This window comes from Mesobacillus boroniphilus, assembly GCF_018424685.1.
GTDB classification, from domain to species: Bacteria; Bacillota; Bacilli; order Bacillales; family Cytobacillaceae; genus Mesobacillus; species Mesobacillus boroniphilus_A.
Map to the genome: position 1 here is coordinate 771,351 of NZ_QTKX01000001.1, position 15,109 is coordinate 786,459.

Genomic DNA, 15,109 nt, shown 5'->3' on the forward strand with positions numbered 1-15,109 from the left:
TAATAGATATTTAGAGTAAGAGTCGAAAGATGATTCTTGAATTGACCGAACATGAAAGTATGAAGCTATTAGGATAAAAGCAGAAGCATTGCTTACCCGAAAAAGAGAAATTGTAGTAAAGAGATTACAAAGCGGGCGGCTGCTCGAACATAAAAAAGTAATCAAAGGGGAGAGGCAGAATCTTTGCACTACCCTAACAATAAAGTAAAGTGAAATTTGGAGGATAATATGGCTGCATATACCCCTATGATCAAGCAATACCTGCAAGTGAAGGCGGATTACCAGGATGCCTTTCTATTTTTCCGTTTGGGAGATTTTTATGAAATGTTCTTCGAGGATGCGCTAAAGGCGTCCCAGGAGCTGGAAATAACACTTACAAGCAGGGAGGGCGGCGGCGAGGAACGGATTCCGATGTGCGGTGTTCCTTACCATTCCGCTCCTAACTACATTGAACAGCTGATTAACAAAGGCTATAAAGTTGCAATTTGTGAACAAACTGAAGATCCTAAGACTGCTAAAGGTGTCGTTAAGCGAGAAGTTGTCCAGCTTATCACTCCAGGAACAGTAATGGAAGGCCGGGGGCTCTTAGAAAAAGAAAATAATTTTATCGCTACTGTTTCAGTTTTCCCTGGAAACACTTATGGATTCGCCTGCAGTGACTTATCGACTGGGGAAAGCAGAGCGACAATAGTTAACGGCAGTATCGAAGAGCTTATTAACGAATTATCGATTTCTGGAGCAAAGGAAGTTGTCATCGAAAGCTCGCTTTCGCCCGAAATCGAGAAAAAGCTGAAGGAGCGTTCCATTCTGGCTCTTTCTATTGAGGATAACACCGAAATGAATGAAAGCTTTTCAGAACTATTTGCGGACTTGGAAAACGATCAGTTGAAAATCGCAGTTTCAAGATTATTCAACTATTTATACAGGACTCAAAAACGCAGTCTGGATCATTTGCAAAAGGTATCTGTCTACAAGGTCCAGCAGTATATGAAAATCGATTATTTTTCCAAGCGCAATCTTGAACTGACAGAGACAATAAGATCTACAGCGAAAAAAGGAACACTTTTATGGCTGCTTGATGAGACGATGACCGCAATGGGCGGCAGGATGCTGAAGCAATGGATTAACAGACCGCTGATTGACAAAGCTGATATCAGCCGTCGTCAGGACTTGGTACAGCTTTTTGTCGGACAGTTTTTTGAACGCCAGGAATTGCGGGAAAAGTTGAAAGAGGTGTACGATCTTGAACGTTTGGCTGGAAGAGTTGCTTTTGGCAATTTGAACCCAAGAGATTTGATGCAGCTAAAAAGGTCTTTATTACAAGTACCCTCTCTAAAGCATATTTTGGAGAGTCTTCCCAATGAGGAAGCAGCCCGCATGGCAGATCGACTTGATCCTTGCGAGGAGGCAGCGGACCTGCTTGAACAGGCAATCGTGGATAACCCTCCGATTTCTGTCAAGGAAGGGAATATCATCCGTGATGGCTACGATCATCAGCTTGACCAGTACCGCGATGCCAGCCGGAACGGTAAGACGTGGATTGCCAAATTAGAGCGTGAAGAGCGCGAGAAAACAGGGATAAAATCCTTGAAGATTGGCTATAACCGAGTTTTTGGCTACTATATTGAAGTAACGAAGGCGAACTTGCATCTTTTGCAGGAAGGCCAGTATGACCGGAAGCAAACACTTTCGAACGCAGAGCGGTTTATCACGCCTGAGCTGAAGGAAAAGGAAGATTTGATCCTTGCTGCTGAGGAAAAAAGCGTCGAGCTTGAATATCAGCTGTTTACCGGAATCCGCGAGACGATTAAAGAATATATTCCTAGATTCCAGGGGCTTGCCAGGGCCCTTAGTGAGCTCGATGTAATCCTTGGGTTTGCAGAGCTTAGTGAACAGCGCCATTATGTAAGGCCTGCGTTCTCAGCTGAAAGGAAAATCGTCCTGAAGGATGGGCGCCATCCAGTTGTCGAAAAAGTGATGGATGCTCAGGAATACGTGCCAAATGATTGTTATATGGACAACGAGCGCGAAGTTCTGCTGATTACTGGTCCAAATATGTCTGGTAAAAGCACATATATGCGCCAGGTTGCCTTGACAGCAATCATGGCTCAAATCGGCTGTTTCGTACCAGCGACTGACGCGGTAATGCCGATATTCGACCAAGTTTTCACGAGGATTGGCGCGGCAGATGATTTGGTTTCCGGACAAAGTACTTTCATGGTCGAAATGCTGGAGGCAAAGAACGCCATTACCAATGCAACGAAGAATAGTTTGATCCTTTTTGATGAAATCGGCCGGGGCACCTCCACTTATGACGGCATGGCACTCGCCCAGGCAATGATTGAATATATCCATGATAAAATTAGCGCAAAGACGCTGTTTTCGACTCACTATCACGAAATGACTTCACTGGAAAATGAATTGCAAAAATTAAAGAATGTACATGTCAGCGCTGTTGAGCAAAACGGAAAAGTCGTCTTTCTTCATAAAATCAGGGAGGGTGCAGCGGATAAGAGTTACGGCATCCATGTTGCCCAGCTTGCTGAATTACCGGCAGACCTGATAGAACGCGCTGCAGAAATTTTGCAAATACTTGAGCAAACAGACACACAGGTTACATCTGGACTTAATAGTCAGCAGAGCTTAGACACTGTTCGGGAAACATTACACAATGATCAAGACAAACTAAGCGCTCTTCAATCCGCAGAAACAGCAGCTGCTGCTCAGTTATCATTTTTTGATGAGGAGCATGAACAGAAGAAAACTAGTGGTGCAAGCAAAAAGGAGAAGCAGGTTCTTGAAAAGTTAAACGGACTTGAAATCCTTGATATGACTCCTTTGCAGGCCATGAATATGCTTTATGAGTTACAAAAGAAGCTACGCAAGTAAGATTCTTTAAACCCTAAATGGGTCAGGAACAGGGAAAATGGGCTATAGAAAAATTTATAAGCCCGAAATGAGAGAAGGTCAAGAAGAAGGGCCCATAGAAAGATTCTATAAGCCCAAAATGAAGGAAGATCGAGAAAAAGGTTTCATAGAAAGAAATATGATTGCAAAACCCCACATTACTTACGAATGACTAAAAGCTGGAGGTGACGGAATGGCGAAAATTATTCAACTCGACGATGCCTTATCAAATAAGATTGCTGCCGGTGAGGTAGTTGAACGGCCGGCATCTGTTGTTAAGGAATTGCTAGAGAACGCAATTGATGCTAACAGTACCGTGATTGAGATTGATCTTGAAGAAGCTGGACTTGCCCGGATTAGAATCACAGACAATGGAGACGGCATTGAGGAAGATGATGTTCTCGTCGCCTTCCAGCGGCATGCCACTAGCAAAATCAAGAATGAAAACGATCTGTTCCGGATCAGGACTCTCGGGTTCAGGGGTGAGGCGCTGCCGAGTATCGCCTCTGTTTCAAGGCTTGAAATGAAAACATCGACAGGAATCGAAGGCAATAAAGTGGTCATCGAAGGCGGCAAGGTCGAGTCAGTTGAGAAAGCCGATAGCCGTAAAGGAACGGATATCAGTATTTCAGACCTGTTTTTTAATACTCCGGCACGCCTTAAATATATGAAGACTATTCATACCGAACTTGGCAATATTACGGATGTCGTAAACCGCCTGGCGCTGGCTAATCCTGATATCTCCTTCAGGCTTGTCCATAATGGACGCCAGCTTTTAAAGACGACAGGAAATGGGGACGTCCGACAGGTGCTTGCTGCCATTTACGGTATAAATATGGTCAAATCAATGATTCCTATTTCTGGAGAATCACTGGATTATAAAATTAGCGGCTATATATCAATGCCGGAAATCACAAGGGCATCACGCAACTATATTTCGACAATGATTAATGGCCGTTTTATCAAAAATTATGCTCTGGTAAAAGCAATACAGGAAGGCTACCATACATTGCTCCCTATCGGCAGGTATCCGGTTGTCCTTCTAAATATTGAAATGGACCCGCTTCTTATTGATGTGAACGTCCATCCTTCAAAAATGGAGGTACGATTGAGCAAGGAGCAGGAGTTGAATGAGCTTGTCTCAAGTACCATAAAGAATGCTTTTAAAACGAAGGAATTGATTCCGGCGGGGATGGTCACTCAGAAACAGGAAAAATCCAAATCAGAACAAACTTTCATGGAGCTGGACCATTTGCCTGAAGCCCGGGAGAAGTCTTCTATTATCCAATCGCCTATCGAGCGTAGGCCATTTGTAGAGGAAAAAGCAGTTGAACTAAGCAGGAGTTATAAAGCTGCTGAACTGCAAAATGCTTCTCAGCAGGAAGTTCCTGACTGGAGAAATGCCTTTGTAGCTCAGGAAAACCCGGTTTTCGAGTCAACTGCACCTGCCTCTGAAGAGATAGTTGTACAAACTGAAGAAGAGATAATCGAGCCAGCCACTTCCCCTGCAGCTCATGAACCAGCTGCAGAAGTGCAGGCTTCTCGGGTTCCTCCTCTTTATCCAATTGGGCAGATGCACGGAACTTATATTCTCGCTCAGAATGACCGTGGTTTATATATAATTGACCAGCATGCCGCCCAGGAGAGAATCAAATATGAGTACTTCAGGGACAAAGTTGGTGAAGTCGCAACCGAGCTTCAAGAATTACTTATGCCAATCACTCTGGAATATTCAGCCGATGAGTGTATAAAGATTAACGAGTACAAGCATGAGCTTGAGAACGTGGGTGTCTTCCTCGAGCCGTTTGGATATAATACCTTCATCGTCCGATCACATCCGCAATGGTTTCCTCACGGTGAGGAAAAAGAACTGATTGAAGACATGATTGAACAGCTCCTGCTGATGAAAAAGGTAGACATTAAAAAGCTAAGAGAGGAAGCGGCAATCATGATGAGCTGCAAGGCATCCATCAAAGCGAATCATCATTTGCGACATGATGAAATACAGGCTTTGCTTGATGAATTGCGACGATCATCAGATCCCTTCACATGTCCACATGGCCGGCCGATCATTGTCCATTACTCCACTTACGAAATGGAGAAAATGTTCAAACGGGTAATGTGATAAGAAAAGCGCAAGCGCCTTGGTCAGCCCCTACAAGCGCTGCCCGCCTATAACGCCACGTCCTGTGGCTGGCGGGTCTAGCACATCGTGTGCCTCGGAGGGCCGACAAGTGAAGTCGTTTTTTTGACTTCATTGGCGGACCGAAACCGAAAAGTTTAGCCGACTGTCCAGAAACGTAGAAACTGGAGACTCAGACAAAGAAGCGCTTTTTGCTTCTGCCGGCGGAGTTGAAGTTTCGGAGTTTCTAGGAGGCGACACTAGACAAGCGGCTCGAGGGGCTAGGCGCTGGAGCTAGACAATTCTTGAAGTGAAAATTCATACTCTCTTATTCTATGAGAAGAAACAGTGTTCCCAATTGGGAGCACTTTTTTTATGATTGCATTGAAAAATTTACTTCAGTTGGATAAAAATTCTTTTATTTTTAATTACTATGGTGTAAAATTACACTAATAGGAAAAATATTAAATACCATGATAAATTCATTAAATTGGTTATTGGCTCTTATAATATTCAAAAGGGGGCGATAAATTGTTCGTTTTCTCATTATTGTTTTCCATTCTGCCTGTAGTTGTATTGATATTTATTGTAGCTTTTGCAGTGAAAAATAAAGAGCAAGGGGGAGAGAAAGTGGTCAGACATTTATATACTTATCTAGTATTGTTTGCTACATTGATGATGGTTATTGGAGGAGGGGTTTCAATTTTCATGGCGACAGCGGATCTTGTCAGCCCAACTGGTTATTATCAAAGCTTTACAGAATATAAACAGAATATGTTACATGGGAAGATTGAAGGTTCAAACACAGAGATGAACGAGGAAGAACTGCGCAGCAGTTATGATATGTATATAAGCGAAGAAAAAGATAGACAAAAGAATCGCGCCATAAACCAGATTATCAAGAGTTTGGGCTTCATTGTGATTCCGTTACCGGTATTCCTTTACTTTAACAGGTTGAGGAAACAGTATAAAGAGTAAGAGAGGGCACTATTTTCTGATAAGTCGTTCCGATAATGTGCGCAAAAATATGTAAAAAACACCTTAATTAGAGATAATCACATAGCAGGTGAATTAACATAAAAAAACGCTTACCCAAGCGTTTTTTTATGTTGACCTTTTTTAAGTTAGGCTCTTTTCTCAAACTTTGTTGCTATTGACTACAAAATAGGAGTGAATGAACTATTTTTCTTATCAAAGCATTCCCTTTTTATGAGAAAAGAGCATGCAAACTTAATACCGAACTACAAAATAGCATTATATTGCGTTAAAATCGGCATTAGGATTTTAACAACAATCTTTACGAAAACAGCCTTAAGTTATAACCCATTAGGCTCTAATTTCATTAATGCACCAAAATATTGTTGAGCTGTGGTAAAACTAATGAAGGCACAAAGCTCACTAATTTCATTCTCAGGAAAATAATCGTTTAATATTTCAAAAGCGAAATCTGGAACCATGCCTTTGGGGTAATTCAAAAATACTTCCGCGAACCCTACTGCAACAGATGTTCTTTCATCGAACGCATCAAGCTCAGGCTTTCCTTTTGCTTTACAATACTCACATCCATTGCTTTGTGCCAATGTTCTTCTAACTTGCTCTTTTAATTTTGACGACAATAGACCGTCTTGTTCTAATACTTCACCTAAATCAGACCAGGCCTCCATAACTTTTGTATTATGACCCAACAGCTTTTGAAAAGGTGTTTTCCCGAAGTTTGATTGAATGATTCTTGCCATTAACATTACCTCCTTGATATATTAAATATAAAGGATAAAGTTTATGAATCACATTAAATTAAAAATCATTTTTCGTTATATTATTTAAATTATTAACAAAAAAGAGAGGAATACCTTTAAAATGAAAATAGATAATATTGATAAAAAAATCATAGTTGAATTATCTGAAAATAGTCGTTTATCAATGAGTGAACTTGGAAGAAGAATTAATTTATCCTCTCCATCCGTAACTGAACGAGTAAGACGGATGGAGTCATTTAGAATAATAAAAAAGTATACTTTAGAAGTTGACTACGAAAAATTTGGTTTACCTATTCAATGTATAATTGAAGCAACAGTCAAAAATGGGGACTATAAACGATTTAAGAATTTCATAGAAAGTCTTCTTAATGTTGATTTTTGTTACCGAATAGCCGGTAATGCTTGCTTTATGCTTAAAATGCAGTTTGAAAATTTTTCTAAAGCAGAAGAGTTCATTGATACTATAAACCCATATGCTTCAACTGTTACACATTTTATCTTTTCAGAAGTCCAGACAAGTTTAAAAGTTGATTCAGAGTGACCTATTCTTTAAAAAACTAGTCCAAGGAATAAGACAGAAAAAAGATCGCCGATAAAAACAGGCGATCTTTTTAAATATTAATTTTATTTTACAGCTGGTTGAAGTTTATGGATGTATTGCAGTGCCTTACCGGTTCCGATTGCTACTGATTCCAGCGGATTGGGTGCGATGTGTACTGGAACGACCATCTCGCTGCCAAGCCAATCCTGCATGCCATTGAGCAATGCTCCTCCACCAGAAAGGATTACGCCGCGGTCTACGATATCGCCGCTCAGTTCTGCAGGACAGTCTTCGAGAGTTGCACGGATTGCTTCCATGATATGAAGAAGAGATTCCTTGATTGCGTCCCTGATTTCATAAGAATTGAGGGTAACAGTCTTAGGAAGGCCAGTCACAAGGTCACGGCCACGGATATCCAATTCCATCATTTCATGGTCAACAAGCGCGTAACCAATCTCCATCTTGATTTTTTCAGCCGTTCTTTCACCGATGAGGACATTGTATTCTTTACGTACATATTGAACGATGTCTTCATCCAATCTGTCGCCTGCGATTCGAATAGAATGGCAAGCAACAACGCCGCCGTATGAGATGATTGCGACTTCAGTTGTTCCGCCGCCGATATCAACAACAACGTTTGCTACTGGTTCATCAACAGGGAGGCCAGCACCAATTGCTGCAGCAACCGGCTCCTCGATTAGATGTACTTTTTTTGCGCCAGCATTTCTGACTGCATCCTGGATCGCACGGCGTTCTACACTTGTTGAACCAGAAGGAGTGCAGACAACGACATCAGGCTTACGGAGAGCAAAGCCGCCTTTTTTGGAAGCCTTTTTCATAATTTGCTTGAGCATTTCAGTAGTCACGTCAAAATCGGCGATAACCCCATCCTTCAATGGACGAATCGCAACAATCTTTCCAGGGGTCTTCCCTATCATTTCCTTCGCTTCCTTGCCGACAGCAAGGACATTTTTCGTTTCAGTATCAATTGCTACAACTGAAGGTTCGTTCAGAGCGATTCCTTTATTTTTACTATATACAAGTGTGTTAGCTGTACCTAAATCAATTCCTATTTCTGTAGTTGATAACATTGTATGTTCACCCAGTTCTCTGTAAATTGTAAATCCATCATAGACTTCTATTAAACTATCATGATTTTGGGGGTGAAAGGGCTTTTGTTACGGAAACGTTATCTAACTGTAAAAGTTAAGGAAAATTATTTCAAAAAATGATATAGGAGAATAACACTTGTAAAAAAGGGGTATAATGCATAGATGTTCAACTGCTTTCTATTTAATGGTAAGATAAATTTAAGATGTCAGATGTAAAGTGGCTGACACCCTCTAGGAAAAGGCAGTGTGAAACTTGTTGGAACAAAAACAGAAATTGATTGTGTTAATTGGGCCGACTGCAGTTGGCAAAACGAAGCTTAGCATTGAACTTGCGAAAAAATTTAATGGTGAAATCATCAGCGGGGACTCCATGCAAATTTATAAAGGGATGGATATTGGAACCGCGAAAATCACCCAGGAAGAGATGGAGGGTATTCCCCACCATTTAATTGATATCAAAGAGCCTGATGAAAACTTTTCAACCGCAGAATTCCAGGAGCTTGTCCGGAAGAAAATTGGTGAAATCAGTTCTCGTGGGAAGATGCCGATGATTGTCGGCGGTACAGGATTGTACATCCAGTCAGTGATCTTTGATTATCATTTCACGGAAGCACCTTCTGATCCATCTTTCAGACGCAGCCTGGAGCAAGCCGCAGAGGTAAACGGCCAGGAGTTTTTACATGCAAAATTGAAAGATGTCGACCCCGAAAGCGCATCAAGAATCCATCCTAACAATGTTCGGCGTGTCATCAGGGCGCTCGAAATCATTCATTGTACGGGCAAAACTGCTGGAGAATTGCAGGAGAACCAATCACCCGAACTTTTGTATGATACAGCACTAATTGGTCTGACAATGGACAGAGAGATGCTATACAACCGAATCAATTTTCGTGTAGACCTAATGATGGAGTCGGGGCTCCTTGATGAGGTTAAGTACTTTTATGAAAAGGGCCTAAGAGACTGCCAATCCATTCAGGCAATTGGCTACAAAGAGCTTTACGACTACTTTGAGGGCAAGGTTGACCTTGAGCAAGCAATCGAAAATTTAAAACAAAATTCCCGGCGATATGCAAAAAGGCAGCTAACATGGTTTCGAAACAAGATGAATGTGGAATGGTTTGATATGTCAGAGTCTAAAGACGCTGAAAAAAATTTCGCTGAAATTTCAGTGTTCATTGAAGGAAAGCTCGAGATAAAAGCGAATACATAATAATAGAGATAAAAGAGGAGGATCCGCCCATGAAACAAGTGAACATTCAGGACCAGTATTTAAACCAGCTACGCAAGGACAATATCAATGTGACCGTCTTCTTATTGAACGGATTTCAATTGAGAGGCCAGATTAAAGGATTTGATAACTTTACCGTGCTTTTCGAATCCGAAGGGAAACAGCAGCTTGTGTATAAGCATGCCATCTCAACATTCGCGCCGCAAAAGAATGTCCAGATCGATTTCGAGGGGCAAGCTTAATTAAATAATGACGAAGGAAACCCGCCTAGTGCGGGTTTTTTCTTTTGATAAGGCTCTTTTCGTAAACTTTGTTGTTTTCACATCCTGTTTACTGGATTTCAGTTCAGAACCATACCTGGAGTAAAAATAGAATTTTATGCACATGGTCAGCAAATTTTAGGAGTTATAAATTGAACCGATCCCTACTTTTAAACGTGAAATGTTTATTTTAAAAATGAATTTCCCCCTCTTTGAATACATATAAATATAGAAGTTTATTTCTTGGGAAACCGCATATTGTGACAAAAATAAAAAACTCTGCTGGAGTTTGTCGTACACAAGCGGGCCCTGCCATAGCTTGAATCCCCCATAGATCTATTTGTCCTACGTATTATGCATGAAGTTATAGGCAAATATCACAAATACAGCTATGATGCGTATACTGTTTCCAGAATGAGAGGTGAAATCTTTGGACCAACCGCTTCGAAAGAAAAACAACGGTCAAATCAGCATTGTTTTGAATGCACAGCAAAGGAAGACGTTGACAAAGGAATTGCCTGAGTCGCAGCTGGTTCCAAAGTCAATCCCGCAGGAGCATGCAGCTTTAAAGGAAATTGAGGAAGAGCTCGGAGCACTTGTAGGCATGGAAGAAATGAAAAGGATGATCAAAGAGATTTATGCCTGGATCTATGTGAACAAAAAACGGGAAGAAATGGGCCTGAAAGCTGGAAAACAGGCTCTTCACATGATGTTTAAGGGCAATCCGGGAACGGGAAAGACAACGGTCGCCAGGATTATCGGGAAGCTCTTCCTTAAGATGAATGTCCTTTCAAAAGGACACTTGATCGAAGCAGAGAGAGCTGACCTTGTCGGTGAATATATTGGCCATACCGCGCAGAAAACGCGCGATTTAATAAAAAAAGCAATGGGAGGCATCCTGTTCATTGATGAAGCCTATTCCCTCGGCCGGGGAGGAGAAAAGGATTTCGGCAAGGAAGCGATTGATACCCTGGTTAAACATATGGAGGATAAGCAGCATGAGTTTATCTTAATCCTTGCTGGGTATTCCAGAGAAATGGAGTTTTTCCTGACTCTGAACCCTGGACTTCATTCAAGGTTTCCGCTCGTAATCGATTTTCCTGACTATTCAATAGACCAGCTTATGGAAATCGGCCAGCGAATGCTGAGGGAAAGAGAATATAGCCTTAGCCACGAGGCAGAACGAAAATTGCGGGAGCACCTTGTTAATGTAAAATCAACACTCGGTGCCGCGGCTTTCTCGAATGGGCGCTATGTCCGAAACGTTATTGAGAAATCTATCCGGGCACAGGCAATGCGGCTGTTAATGCAAAATCAATATGATCGACATGAACTAATGACACTGCGCAGCAATGACCTCGTTTTTTCCGATGATAACAAGGGGAAATAATGTCAGCAGCTTTGTTGACATTATTTTTCGCATTTGATAATATACCCATAAGGGTATATTAAAGCTAACTACTGGGGGAATTTAAAATGAACGATATTACAGTTACACTACAAATACTTGTCCTTACTGCACAATGCTGAAGAACTTTCTCGACGATAAAGGAGTCGCATATAAAGAAGTGAATGTACAGCAAGATCCAATCGCAGCACAAAGGCTGGTTAATGCAACAGGCCAAATGGGTGTGCCTCAGTCAAACGTAAACGGAAACTGGGTATTAGGCTTCGATCCAAATTCAGTCATGTCATTCTTAAAATAGTTCCAGAGGATTCCAGTATTACTGGAATCCTTATTTTTTTGCTGAAATCCCGCCTGACTCGCCTTCGAAAGAAATGTCCTCATCTCTTATTGAATAGTCTCTTAACCACACAAGCTTGCCAATAGGCTTTACAAGTTGAGGCTGGCAATCACCATAGCCTAAGGTGGTGAGGAATTGTAAAGGTTCCGATGATATTTAGGTTTAAAGAGTGCAAATATTGGGTAAAAGATTGAGGTTTCCCTTAAGTATTCTGGAAATACTAATCACTATGGAAATTGGGAGCTTAACAATTATATAGATAAAGAAGGAGCTATTAATTATGGGGAATGAGTATAACTATGATATTGCAGGTTATGATTTTGGCTGGGATGTAAAATCAGGAAAGTTCACGTTCGAAGGCCAGGATGCTGTGCTTTTTTGGATCTCTTCAGCGATGAAGACGTTTTTCGATACGATTGAAGAGATTTCTGGCGAAGAGGCCTCAAACCTGGTTTTTGAATCCTCTGGGTTTCGTCAGGGACTGGTAGTCGGGCAGTATTTCGAAAAAATGAAGGAAGTCAGCGTAGCCGAAGCTGCTTACATGATCACAAATACATATGCAACCGCCGGCTGGGGGTTGACGGTTATAAATGATTTGGACTTTGAAACGAAAACATTTACGGTATTTATGAAGGACAGCTGGGAGCATAAAGTGAATGTTGCCCAGGGTAAGAAAAAGGGAGGGAGTTTCCTGCCCGCGCATTATGCTGGAGTTTTTTCGGGACTGTTCGGAACAAATATTTGGTATAAGATCAAGCAGCATCAGTTGGAAGGACACGAATACAGCGTGATTGAGTACTTCCCTTCTGATGTCACAATCGCCGATAATATCCACCAGCTGGCACGAAAGAAAGAGTCAGAACAAATCAGGAAGCTTGAAGGTCTGGTTGAGGAAAAAACAGCCGAATTAAAGGAGCTGGTCAATAAACTTTCCTCTCCAATCATCCCGGTTCTCGAGGGAATCGTCGTCGTTCCCTTGATCGGAAAATATGAGGAAGACAGAGCAGATCAGCTGATTGTAAACACCCTGAATCGCCTGCCATCCTATAAAGCCAGCTATCTCGTTTTGGATTTGACAGGCATGGACCAGGAAATCGGTCGGCATGCGGTCAGTCTGATTGAAAAGATTGGTTCAGCAGCAAGGCTTATCGGGACAAAAACAATACTTGTCGGGATTTCATCCACTCTTGGGATCGAAATCACCCAATCCAATATCAACCTATCGAAATTTGACTGTTTCCAAACACTCCAACATGGCATCCATTATGCAATTGGGCAAATGGGTAGGAAGATTATATAGATTGGAAAATAAAAAGCAGAGCTGAATCATGATGAATGAATCAGCTCTGCTTTGTGCGTTACTAGTGTACTCTTAGCTTACGGACTGGCAAATGCCATTTGTAAGTATATGAAAGTACGCGAAGTGCTGTAATGACCCCAAAGAGTCCATAAAGCTCGACAGCTTTGTTGGCCATCCCAAGGCCAATGACAAGACCGGCAAGAACGGCCCAGACAGCATAGATTTCGGCCTTTAATACTAATGGTTTTCTGCCGGCGAGCAGGTCACGGATCATTCCGCCGCCGCTTCCGGTCAACACAGCAGCTACAATGACTGCGCTTATTGGATGGTCCATATTTGATGCGTAAATCGCGCCCTGGATCGCAAACGCTGCAAGCCCGATGGCGTCAAAGAAGTTGCCCCATCGCTGCCAGTGTTTTAAAAGGTTGCTAGGAAACAAAAAAACGATTGTGATTGAGAGCAAGGCCAAATTGAAGAATAAACCCTGGTCCCAAAGTGCTGATACCGGGACCCCGATAAGGAGGTTACGGATTGCCCCGCCGCCAAAGGCTGTAACAATTCCTAATATATAAACTCCGAAGATATCAAATTCCTCTTCCATTGCGATGATAGCACCGCTGATCGCGAATGCTACTGTTCCAATCATGCTGAGAACTTCCCATGTCATCCTGTATTTCTCCTCTTGTTAAAATGTTCTTTGAATACTAAAATAGGAAAATGCAAACATATTGATTTTATCACGTTTGTTTCAATTTACAACCACTTTTACCCTGACTTTCAAGATTTTTGTTTGCGGCTTTATTTTGGTATGATGTCTTTAGCTATATATATGGAAAGAAGGGTGTTATTTGGAACAGGAAAACGTATTTGAAAAAGTGATTCTTGTTGGCTGCCAGACGAATGAAGAAGAGGATCTTCGTTTTCAATATTCGATGGAAGAACTGGAATCGCTTACGGAAACGGCAAAGGGAAATATCCTGATGCAGGTTGTCCAAAAGCGGCCAAAGGTCCATCCTGCTACATACATTGGCAAAGGGAAGGTGGAAGAGCTTCAAGCACTTGAGGAGGAGCTCGAGCCAGACTTAATTATCTTCAATGATGAACTGTCACCAAGCCAAAACCGCAATCTTTCTGCCGGCTTAAAGGCCAGGGTTATCGACCGTACACAGCTGATTCTCGATATATTCGCTCAAAGGGCTCGGTCCAAAGAAGGCAAGCTCCAGGTTGAACTTGCTCAGCTTCAGTACCTGCTGCCGCGCCTCGGCGGAAAAGGGATCGAGATGTCACGCCTGGGTGCCGGAATCGGGACAAGAGGACCTGGTGAAACAAAGCTGGAGTCAGATCGCCGGCATATCCGGAAACGGATTGACGATATTAAAACGCAATTGTCAGTCATCGTTCAGCACCGTGACCGCTATCGGGAACGCCGGAAGAAGAACAAGACGTTCCAGATTGCTTTAGTCGGTTACACGAACGCAGGAAAATCCACGCTGTTTAACCGGTTAACACAAGCAGAGTCATTTGAAGAAAATCAGTTATTCGCTACCCTGGACCCAATGACAAGGAAAGCGATTTTACCTAGTGGCTTTACGGCTCTTCTGACAGATACAGTCGGTTTCATCCAGGACTTGCCGACAACATTGATCGCCGCTTTTCGTTCGACACTGGAGGAAGTCCGGGAGGCGGATTTGCTTTTGCATGTAGTGGATATGTCGAATGAGGATTATTTTTCTCACGAACAGACTGTCAATAAATTGCTGGAGGACCTTGAAGTCCACCAAATCCCACAGATTACCGTCTATAATAAGCGGGACATCGCACATCAGGATTTTGTGCCAAACGCCCAAAATGAAACAGCGTTTATAAGCGCGTTCAATGAAGAAGACCGCAGGAATCTCCTTTTAAAAATCGAACAGTCAATCATTGGAATGATGGAGTCCTTCCACGTACTGGTACCGTCCGATGAAGGAAAGCTTTTGGTACAACTTAAAAATGAAACCATCCTGCGCGAGCTAGCTTTTGACGAAGAAAAGCAAGGCTACATTTGTAAAGGTTACTCTTTGACTGACCATCAAATTACCGGCCAGCTGAAACGATTTTCGGTATAATTAGATTTTTTATAAAGATAGGAGAGCAA

At 42.1% G+C, this 15,109-nt stretch carries 13 protein-coding genes; 10 read left to right on the top strand and 3 right to left on the bottom strand.

What is annotated here, in order from left to right:
- The first annotated feature begins 228 nt into the window (after nt 1-228).
- From mutS to DYI25_RS03790, 3 genes are all read left to right on the top strand, one after another.
- Complete coding sequence (mutS, locus tag DYI25_RS03780; RefSeq protein ID WP_213367080.1) at nt 229-2,889, top strand: DNA mismatch repair protein MutS; 2,661 nt, start codon at nt 229-231, stop codon at nt 2,887-2,889.
- 211 nt (nt 2,890-3,100) lie between these two features.
- A complete protein-coding gene (mutL, locus tag DYI25_RS03785; RefSeq protein ID WP_213367082.1) occupies nt 3,101-5,032 on the top strand; it encodes a DNA mismatch repair endonuclease MutL in 1,932 nt (643 codons plus the stop codon).
- A gap of 528 nt (nt 5,033-5,560) precedes the next feature.
- Nucleotides 5,561-6,007, top strand: coding sequence for a hypothetical protein (locus DYI25_RS03790; RefSeq protein WP_213367084.1), 447 nt, complete (start codon nt 5,561-5,563; stop codon nt 6,005-6,007).
- Nucleotides 6,008-6,345: 338 nt separating this feature from the next.
- On the opposite strand, the gene DYI25_RS03795 is transcribed toward DYI25_RS03790, so the two are convergent.
- Nucleotides 6,346-6,765, bottom strand: coding sequence for a carboxymuconolactone decarboxylase family protein (locus DYI25_RS03795; RefSeq protein WP_213367086.1), 420 nt, complete (start codon nt 6,763-6,765; stop codon nt 6,346-6,348).
- Nucleotides 6,766-6,886: 121 nt separating this feature from the next.
- On the opposite strand from DYI25_RS03795, the gene DYI25_RS03800 reads away from it, so the two are divergent.
- Nucleotides 6,887-7,327, top strand: coding sequence for an Lrp/AsnC family transcriptional regulator (locus tag DYI25_RS03800; RefSeq protein WP_213367089.1), 441 nt, complete (start codon nt 6,887-6,889; stop codon nt 7,325-7,327).
- Nucleotides 7,328-7,410: 83 nt separating this feature from the next.
- On the opposite strand, the gene mreBH is transcribed toward DYI25_RS03800, so the two are convergent.
- Nucleotides 7,411-8,418, bottom strand: a complete 1,008-nt coding sequence (mreBH, locus tag DYI25_RS03805; protein WP_213367091.1) for a rod-share determining protein MreBH — start codon at nt 8,416-8,418, stop codon at nt 7,411-7,413.
- A gap of 277 nt (nt 8,419-8,695) precedes the next feature.
- On the opposite strand from mreBH, the gene miaA reads away from it, so the two are divergent.
- The 5 genes from miaA (at nt 8,696) to DYI25_RS03830 (ending at nt 12,972) form a co-directional block, all read left to right on the top strand.
- A complete protein-coding gene (gene miaA, locus DYI25_RS03810; protein ID WP_213369389.1) occupies nt 8,696-9,649 on the top strand; it encodes a tRNA (adenosine(37)-N6)-dimethylallyltransferase MiaA in 954 nt (317 codons plus the stop codon).
- 29 nt (nt 9,650-9,678) lie between these two features.
- Nucleotides 9,679-9,909, top strand: a complete 231-nt coding sequence (gene hfq / locus DYI25_RS03815) for an RNA chaperone Hfq (RefSeq protein ID WP_041966638.1) — start codon at nt 9,679-9,681, stop codon at nt 9,907-9,909.
- A 448-nt stretch (nt 9,910-10,357) separates the two neighbouring features.
- Entirely contained in the window at nt 10,358-11,317 is a 960-nt protein-coding gene (spoVK, locus tag DYI25_RS03820; RefSeq protein ID WP_213367093.1) for a stage V sporulation protein K, read from the top strand.
- 133 nt (nt 11,318-11,450) lie between these two features.
- The gene (locus DYI25_RS03825) at nt 11,451-11,633 is read left to right on the top strand and encodes a glutaredoxin domain-containing protein (protein WP_213367095.1); all 183 of its coding nucleotides are present in this window, start codon (nt 11,451-11,453) and stop codon (nt 11,631-11,633) included.
- A 319-nt stretch (nt 11,634-11,952) separates the two neighbouring features.
- The gene (locus tag DYI25_RS03830; protein ID WP_213367097.1) at nt 11,953-12,972 is read left to right on the top strand and encodes an STAS domain-containing protein; all 1,020 of its coding nucleotides are present in this window, start codon (nt 11,953-11,955) and stop codon (nt 12,970-12,972) included.
- Between the two features lie 61 nt (nt 12,973-13,033).
- Here the strand turns inward: DYI25_RS03830 and DYI25_RS03835 are convergent, their stop codons facing one another.
- Nucleotides 13,034-13,639 carry a trimeric intracellular cation channel family protein gene (locus tag DYI25_RS03835; RefSeq protein WP_213367099.1) on the bottom strand — a complete coding sequence of 202 codons (606 nt, stop codon included), beginning with the start codon at nt 13,637-13,639 and terminating at the stop codon, nt 13,034-13,036.
- Between the two features lie 181 nt (nt 13,640-13,820).
- Between DYI25_RS03835 and hflX the strand changes: the two genes are divergently transcribed.
- Nucleotides 13,821-15,080, top strand: a complete 1,260-nt coding sequence (gene hflX, locus DYI25_RS03840) for a GTPase HflX (protein ID WP_213367101.1) — start codon at nt 13,821-13,823, stop codon at nt 15,078-15,080.
- Nucleotides 15,081-15,109: the final 29 nt, after the last annotated feature.

Coding starts and splice junctions, on each gene's coding strand:
- mutS (WP_213367080.1), top strand. CDS start 229: ATGGCTGCATATACCCCTATGATCAAGCAATACCTGCAAGTGAAGGCG.
- mutL (WP_213367082.1), top strand. CDS start 3,101: ATGGCGAAAATTATTCAACTCGACGATGCCTTATCAAATAAGATTGCT.
- DYI25_RS03795 (WP_213367086.1), bottom strand. CDS start 6,765: ATGGCAAGAATCATTCAATCAAACTTCGGGAAAACACCTTTTCAAAAG.
- DYI25_RS03800 (WP_213367089.1), top strand. CDS start 6,887: ATGAAAATAGATAATATTGATAAAAAAATCATAGTTGAATTATCTGAA.
- mreBH (WP_213367091.1), bottom strand. CDS start 8,418: ATGTTATCAACTACAGAAATAGGAATTGATTTAGGTACAGCTAACACA.
- hfq (WP_041966638.1), top strand. CDS start 9,679: ATGAAACAAGTGAACATTCAGGACCAGTATTTAAACCAGCTACGCAAG.
- DYI25_RS03825 (WP_213367095.1), top strand. CDS start 11,451: ATGCTGAAGAACTTTCTCGACGATAAAGGAGTCGCATATAAAGAAGTG.
- DYI25_RS03830 (WP_213367097.1), top strand. CDS start 11,953: ATGGGGAATGAGTATAACTATGATATTGCAGGTTATGATTTTGGCTGG.
- DYI25_RS03835 (WP_213367099.1), bottom strand. CDS start 13,639: ATGACATGGGAAGTTCTCAGCATGATTGGAACAGTAGCATTCGCGATC.